The 6,995-nt window shown below is 61.2% G+C and carries 7 protein-coding genes and 1 pseudogene; all 8 read left to right on the top strand.

What is annotated here, in order from left to right; genetic code table 11:
• The first annotated feature begins 135 nt into the window (after nucleotides 1-135).
• Nucleotides 136-351, top strand: a complete 216-nt coding sequence (locus SGJ19_12530) for a type II toxin-antitoxin system HicB family antitoxin (GenBank protein MDZ4781071.1) — start codon at nucleotides 136-138, stop codon at nucleotides 349-351.
• Nucleotides 348-581 (top strand): annotated as a pseudogene (locus SGJ19_12525) (type II toxin-antitoxin system HicA family toxin). The gene SGJ19_12530 and the pseudogene SGJ19_12525 overlap by 4 nt, the downstream one beginning before the upstream one ends.
• A 365-nt stretch (nucleotides 582-946) precedes the next feature.
• Nucleotides 947-1,366: a hypothetical protein gene (locus SGJ19_12520; GenBank protein MDZ4781070.1), complete on the top strand. Its 420-nt coding sequence runs from the start codon at nucleotides 947-949 to the stop codon at nucleotides 1,364-1,366.
• 538 nt (nucleotides 1,367-1,904) lie between these two features.
• Complete coding sequence (gene groL, locus SGJ19_12515; protein MDZ4781069.1) at nucleotides 1,905-3,596, top strand: chaperonin GroEL; 1,692 nt, start codon at nucleotides 1,905-1,907, stop codon at nucleotides 3,594-3,596.
• Nucleotides 3,597-3,704: 108 nt separating this feature from the next.
• On the top strand, nucleotides 3,705-4,004 hold the full coding sequence (gene groES, locus SGJ19_12510; protein ID MDZ4781068.1) for a co-chaperone GroES: 300 nt from the start codon (nucleotides 3,705-3,707) through the stop codon (nucleotides 4,002-4,004).
• A gap of 160 nt (nucleotides 4,005-4,164) precedes the next feature.
• Entirely contained in the window at nucleotides 4,165-5,781 is a 1,617-nt protein-coding gene (gene groL / locus SGJ19_12505; protein MDZ4781067.1) for a chaperonin GroEL, read from the top strand.
• 229 nt (nucleotides 5,782-6,010) lie between these two features.
• Complete coding sequence (locus SGJ19_12500) at nucleotides 6,011-6,331, top strand: DnaJ domain-containing protein (protein ID MDZ4781066.1); 321 nt, start codon at nucleotides 6,011-6,013, stop codon at nucleotides 6,329-6,331.
• Nucleotides 6,328-6,995, top strand: a 668-nt coding sequence (locus tag SGJ19_12495) for a DnaJ C-terminal domain-containing protein (GenBank protein ID MDZ4781065.1), incomplete at its 3' end; no start/stop codon positions are given. The genes SGJ19_12500 and SGJ19_12495, both read left to right, overlap by 4 nt.

Raw genomic sequence — 6,995 nt, 5'->3', positions numbered from 1 at the left:
TTGGAGACCTTCGGTCGGGCCGGTGGCACGGTCGGGAGACCGTGCCACAACATAGGAACCGTGCCACAACATAGGACGTGATTGATGTCAACCGGCACGAATGGACGCTATAATAAGCCCATCAGGAGTTCCATGATGCGAACCTATACCGCTGTGATCGAACGCTGTGCCGATACGGGTCTTTATGTCGGGTACGTGCCCGGCTTTTCCGGCGCGCATTCGCAGGGCGAGACCGTCGATGAATTGCTCGCGAATCTACGCGAGGTGATCACGATGCTGCTGGAGGATGGTGAGCCGACGCTGGACACCGAGTTCATCGGCACGCAGACGCTGCAAGTCGCGGCCCCATGAGCAAGTTGCCGGTGTCGAAGCCGCAGGAAGTCGTGCGGTTGTTGGAAGCCCTCGACTTCGTGGAGGTGCGGCAACGCGGCTCACACAAGCAGTTCCGACACGCGGACGGACGTCGCACGACGGTGCCATTTCATAAGTGACGGGATATCTCACCCGGCTTGTTACGGCAGATCATTCGTGATGTCGGCGTTACGGTCGTTGAGTTTCTTGGCGGCGAGAAAGGCGATTGACAGATCGCCGACCGACGGTCCGTTGTAGGTCAGGCACCGTTGTCGAAGACGAAGGGCAAGCAGTCGAGCGTATCGCCGCAACGTCCCAATGGCCGCATAAGGCTGTGCCTGACATGATTGCGGGCCGCACCGGTGTGATACATTGTTGTGTCACGGTCTCCCGACTGTGACACCCCGCCGACCGAAGGTCTCCCTGAGCGGGTGGAGCCGCGCAAGGCTTGCTACTTTTTCACGGCGGAACAATCGGTGCGCCGTCGGTCGTGAGTACGGGAGACCTTCGGTCGGGCCGGTGGCACGGTCGGGAGACCGTGCCACAACAGGGCCAAAGACTCTGTCGACTCAATGAAACTTAACGCCCGGGTTCTATGCGCTACCAACTTTCCACACTGATGGTTGCCGTACTCGCTTCAGCAAGTTTCTTTGCTGGCATGCGTGTTGGTTCCATGCCTTCTCCAAATCCACATCTTTCGGAGGCAGACTTCCTTTTTGCGAGCGCGCTGTGGACTGCGGGGTTCCTTTCGCTCGTTCTTGTCATACTTGCGCCGCGCTGCTGGCAAGCTTTCCTGGCTGGCTACTTGGTTTGTTCGGCGGTCCTTGGATGGGGCGGCGGCTTGATGGTTATTCAGTCGTACTTTATGGGCCTGCCCGGCGGTCTGTTGGCAGGAAGCCTGAGCGCATGTCTGCGTGAGCATCAATCCGAATCGATGATGGCCACCACAACGATCTTGTTCTTGGCCGCGTGCTTTATTACAGGCGGCGTCGCTGGATTGTATCTGTTCAATTGAGGGCGGGTTGCGTGCCGCACTCCTGTCAGGCACATTTTTCGCGGCGACTATGGACTTCGACTTGTTTATTCGCGCGCAGAGCTGCTGCGACCGTCGGCGGTGCCTGACCTACGGGATTGGCACCCGTCCGGCGTGTACGAGTGGAAGTGCCGGCGATGGACGCGGCGCGATGTCGCCCTGTGGATCGACGTCCTCTCCCCCTCGCTGGCGCTTCGGGTTAGTGTTGTGAGTCTCTGCCATTCTGGCATTCGACATTGGCCGCTGGTGGAGCTCGCCATTTCGCTGGAAACACTCGCTAAACCATTGCTGCGCAGGCGGTTATCGCCGCGCGCATGCGGCCCGGCACGGTGCTTGCTAATAAGGGCTTCACGACGTCCCGCGCCTGCCAAGTGCGGTTCCGGGCCGTCGTCCTGATTGGTGAATTGAGCTTTGCGGTTGGCCGGCTGTCCCGGTTTGAGCGAGTTGCTTGAGCCAGTGCCGACCCGGCGGCCGTTGACCGTATCTCCCCCGCATTACCAGCTTTTGGAGGACTCTCGCTGTGGCAAAAAAGATGGTCTTTGACGATGAGGCTCGCCAGCCGTTGTTGGCCGGCGTGACCAAGTTGGCCCGGGCGGTTCGCAGCACGTTGGGCCCGCGGGGTCGCAACGCGGTCCTGGACAAGGGCTGGGGCTCCCCGAAGATCACCAAGGACGGCGTGACAGTCGCCGAGGACATCGAGCTGGAAGACCCGAACGAGAACCTGGGCGCCCAGCTCGTCAAGGAAGCGGCCAGCAAGACCAACGAAGTGGCCGGCGACGGCACCACGACGGCGACGGTCATCGCCGAGGCCGTGTTCCGCGAGGGTTTGAAGATGATCGCGGCGGGCGCGGACCCGATGGCGCTCTCGCGCGGGATCAATAAGGCCACGGAGGCGGTTGTCGCGGCGATTAAGAAGCTGGCCACGCCGATCAACGAAAAGAACAAGACGGAAATCAAGCAGGTCGCCACGATCGCCGGCAACAACGATCCCAGCATCGGCGAAGTGTTGGCCGACGCCTTCCTGAAGGTCGGCAAAGACGGCGTGATCACGGTCGAAGAAGGCAAGCAAAACGAGACGTACGTCGAAGTCGTGGAAGGCATGCAATTCGATCGCGGCTATCTCTCGCCGCACTTTGTCACCAACCAGGACGCGCAGCTCGTCGAACTGAGCGATTGCTCGATCCTGATCTTCGAAGAGAAGATTTCCAACGCCAAGCACCTGGTGCCGCTGTTGGAAGCGATCAGCAAGGCGAATCGCCCGTTGTTGATCATCGCCGAGGACATCGAAGGGGAAGCCCTGGCGACGTTGGTCGTCAACAAGATGCGGGGCATCTTGAACGTGTGCGCCGTGAAGGCGCCCGGCTACGGCGATCGCCGCAAAGCGATGCTCGGCGACCTGGCCGTGTTGACGGCCGGGACCGCGATCTTCAAGGACCTGGGCATTGCCCTGGATGCGGTGAAGCTCACCGACCTGGGCCGCGCCAAGAAGGTGACGATCAGCGCGGAAAACACGACGATCATCGCCGGCGCCGGCAAGAAGGCGGAAATCGAAGGCCGCGCCGAGCAGATTCGCCGCGAGATCAGCACGACGGACAGCGAGTACGATCGCGAGAAGCTGCAGGAGCGTTTGGCGAAGCTCGCGGGCGGCGTGGCGCAGATCAACTGCGGCGCGGCGACCGAGACCGAAATGAAAGAGCGCAAGGCGCTGATCGAAGACGCCAAGGCCGCGACGCAGGCCGCGTTGGAAGAAGGCATCGTCCCGGGCGGCGGCGTGGCGCTCATCCGCTGCGAAAAGGCGCTCGACAAGTTGCAACTTACGGGCGACGAAGCGTTCGGCGTGAAGATCATTCGCAACGTGCTGGATTACCCGCTGCGTTACATCGCCGAAAACGCCGGGTTGGACGGCGCGGTGGTGGTGAATCGCGTGCGTCAGCTCAAGAACCCGAACGAAGGGTACGACGCCGACAAGGATCAATACGTCGACCTGGTGAAGGCCGGCGTGATCGATCCCGCGAAGGTCGTTCGTACCGCATTGCAAAACGGGGCGAGCGTGGCGGCGTTGCTGCTGACCACCGAGGCTTTGATCACCGACCTCCCGAAGGAAGACGACGGCGACGGCGATCACGGCGGCGGCCACCATGACCATGGCATGGGCGGCATGGAAGGAATGGGTGGCATGGGAGGCATGGGTGGCATGGGAATGGGAATGTAGTTGCCCGTAGGTCAGCCTTTCCAGGCTGACGGGGGACACCGAACCAAACTTGAAACGTCAGCCTGGAAAGGCTGACCTACATCAATAATCAACGGAATCAACAAAGACATGAAGACCCTCAAAGTGCGTCCGCTGGAAGATCGCGTTGTCGTGGAACCGAAGGAAGCTGAGGAGCGGACCGCTGGCGGCATCGTGCTGCCGGACACCGCCAAGGAAAAGCCGCAACGCGGCACCGTCGTCTCGGTCGGCCCGGGCAAGCTGCTGGATAGCGGCGAGCGCGGCACGCTCTCGGTCGTGGTCGGCGACGAAGTGATCTACGGCAAATACTCCGGCACGGAGATCGAGCTGGACGGCAAGGATCTGAAGATCGTCCGCGAGACGGACATTTTGGCGAAGGTGGTGAGGTAGGGGGGAAGTAGGTGTAGTAGGTGGAGTAGTTAGTAGGTGAAGTAGGGCCGCTGCGCCCACTTCGACCGAAAACTACGCATGCTCCTACTAACTGCTTCACCTACTTACTACTCCACCTACTCCGCCTACTCACACCCCCACCTACTACCAGGAATTCCCCGTGCCTAAACAACTCCTTTTCGAAGATCAGGCCCGCGCGAAGATGTTGCGCGGGGTTGAGAAGTTGGCCAACGCCGTGGCCGTGACGATGGGCCCGACCGGCCGTAATGTGATCATCGACAAATCGTTCGGCGGCCCGACTGTCACCAAAGACGGCGTGACCGTGAGCAAGGAAGTCGAGTTGGAAAACCGCTTCGAGAACATGGGCGCGAAGCTCGTGAACGAAGTGGCCTCGAAGACCTCGGACATCGCCGGGGACGGCACCACGACGGCCACCGTGTTGGCCCGCGCGATCTTCAAAGAGGGCACGCGTTTGATCGCGGCCGGCAGCAATCCGATGGCGGTTCGCCGCGGCATCGAAAAAGCCGTCGACGCGGCCGTTGAGAAGCTGCGTTCGATGAGCAAGCCGGTCTCCAGCAAGGAAGAAATCGCTCAGGTCGGCGCGATCAGCGCCAATAACGACCGCGCGATCGGCGACATGATCGCCAACGCGATGGAGCGGGTCGGCAAGGACGGCGTGATCACGGTCGAAGAAGGCAAGTCGACCGAGACGACGCTGGAATTCGTCGAAGGCATGCAGTTCGACAAGGGCTACCTCTCGCCGTACTTCATCAATCGTCCGGCCGAGATGGATTGCCAGCTCGAAAACGCGTACATCCTGATTCACGAAAAGAAGATCGGCAACCTGCGCGAGCTGGTGCCCGTCCTCGAACAAGTGATGCAGACCGCCAAGCCGCTGTTGATCATCGCCGAGGACGTGGAAGGGGAAGCCCTCACCACGTTGGTGGTGAATCGCCTCCGCGGCATTCTGAACATCTGCGCTGTCAAAGCCCCGGGCTTCGGCGATCGCCGCAAGGCGATGTTGGGCGATATCGCCACGCTGACCGGCGGCACGCTGATCAGCGAGGACCTCGGCATCAAGCTGGAAAACCTGCAATTAAGTCAACTCGGTCGCGCCAAGCAGATCACGGTCGACAAGAACGACACGACGATCGTACAAGGCGCCGGCGAGCAGAAGTTGATTCAGGCCCGCATTCAACAGATTCGCTCCCAGATTGAGAACACCGAAAGCGATTACGATCGTGAGAAGTTCCAAGAGCGGCTGGCGAAGCTGACCGGCGGCGTGGCGATCATCTCGGTGGGAGCGAACAGCGAAGCCGACATGAAGCAAAAGAAGGCCCGCATCGAAGACGCCTTGCACGCGACGCGTGCGGCGGTCGAGGAAGGCGTGCTGCCGGGCGGCGGCGTGGCGCTCTTGCGTTGCAAGGAAGCGGTCGAAGGCGCGAAGAAGTCGGCCAAGGGTGACGAGAAGATCGGCGTCGATATCGTGTTGCACGCGCTCGACGCCCCGATGCGTCAGATCGCCGACAACTGTGGCATCGACGGCTCGGTCGTCGCCGACGAAGTGAGCCAGAAGCCCACCAACACCGGCTACGACGCCAACAAGGCGCAGTACGTCGACATGGTCAAGGCGGGCATCATCGACCCGTTGAAGGTGGTCCGCAGCGCGTTGGCGAACGCGGCCAGCATCGCGGGCTTGATGTTGACGACCGAAGCCATGGTCACCAACATCGACAAGGACGACCACTCGCCCCGCACCGAAGGCAGCGTGCGGTAACGTAGCGATGTGCTAGATTTGTGAGGTTCAAGAGGGCCACTTCGATTGAACCCGGAGTGGCCCTTTTTTATGAGAACTCGGAACGCAGAAGTCGGAACTCGGATCTGATTTCGCCTACGTTCCGTTTTCCTACTTCCGAGTTCCGAATTTGCCAGCCATGCCAACGATGCAAGGAAAGCGCGACTACTACGAAGTTCTCGGGGTTGCGAAGGACGCGTCCGAGAAGGACGTGAAGGACGCCTATCGCAAGCTCGCCATCAAGTATCACCCGGACAAGAACCCGGGCGATGAGGAGGCGGTGGCGCGCTTCAAGGAAGGGGCCGAGGCGTTCGAAGTGCTGGGCGACGCCGAGAAGCGCGCACGGTACGATCGTTTTGGCCATGCCGGCGTGGGCGGCGGCGGGCAACAGTTCCGCGACGTAAACGACGTCTTCCAGGCATTCGGCGATTTGTTCGGCGACGGGCTGTTCGGGGTCCTCTTCGGGGTGGCGGACGAGGGCGCGGACGGCGAGTCTCAAAGGGCGCCGACCTGCGCTGCGACGCGAAGTTGACGCTGCTGGAAGCGGCCCGAGGCGTAACGAAGACGGTTCATTTCCAACGCCATGAGCGTTGCGTCGAATGCGAAGGCTCCGGCGCGAAAAAGGGTACTAAGCCGGAAAGCTGCAAATACTGCGGCGGCCATGGGCAGGTCGTGCAATCGTCCGGCATCTTCCGGGTGCAAACCACGTGTCCGGCCTGTCAGGGTCAGGGTTCCGTGGTGAAGGAACATTGCTCGGCTTGTAAAGGGCGCGGGCATATTCCGAAGCGCGTGCAGCGCGATGTGGAGATACCGGCTGGCGTCGACGGTCAAACAAAACTGCGCCTCTCGGGCGAGGGAGAACCAAGCCCGAACGGCGGCCCGAGTGGCGATGTGTATTGCTTCATTCATGTGGAAGAGCATGAGCTGTTCGTGCGCGACGGCCAAAATTTGATCTGCCAGGTGCCGATTAGTTACACGCAGGCGGCGCTGGGCGCTAAGATTGATGTGCCGACGCTGGACGGCCGCGAAACGCTCGACATCCCGCCCGGCACGCAGCCTGGCGATGTATTCACGATGCGCAACCGCGGGATGCCCGACCCGCGCCGGCGCGGGCTCGGCGACTTGCTGGTGCAGGTGCATTTGGAAGTGCCGAAGCGACTCGACGCCCGCGAGGAACAACTGTTGCGGGAGTTGGC

This window comes from Planctomycetia bacterium (assembly GCA_034440135.1).
GTDB lineage: Bacteria > Planctomycetota > Planctomycetia > Pirellulales > JALHLM01 > JALHLM01.
The sequence above is the reverse complement of the archived record's forward strand: the minus strand, read 5'-3'. Positions and strand labels throughout refer to the sequence as shown.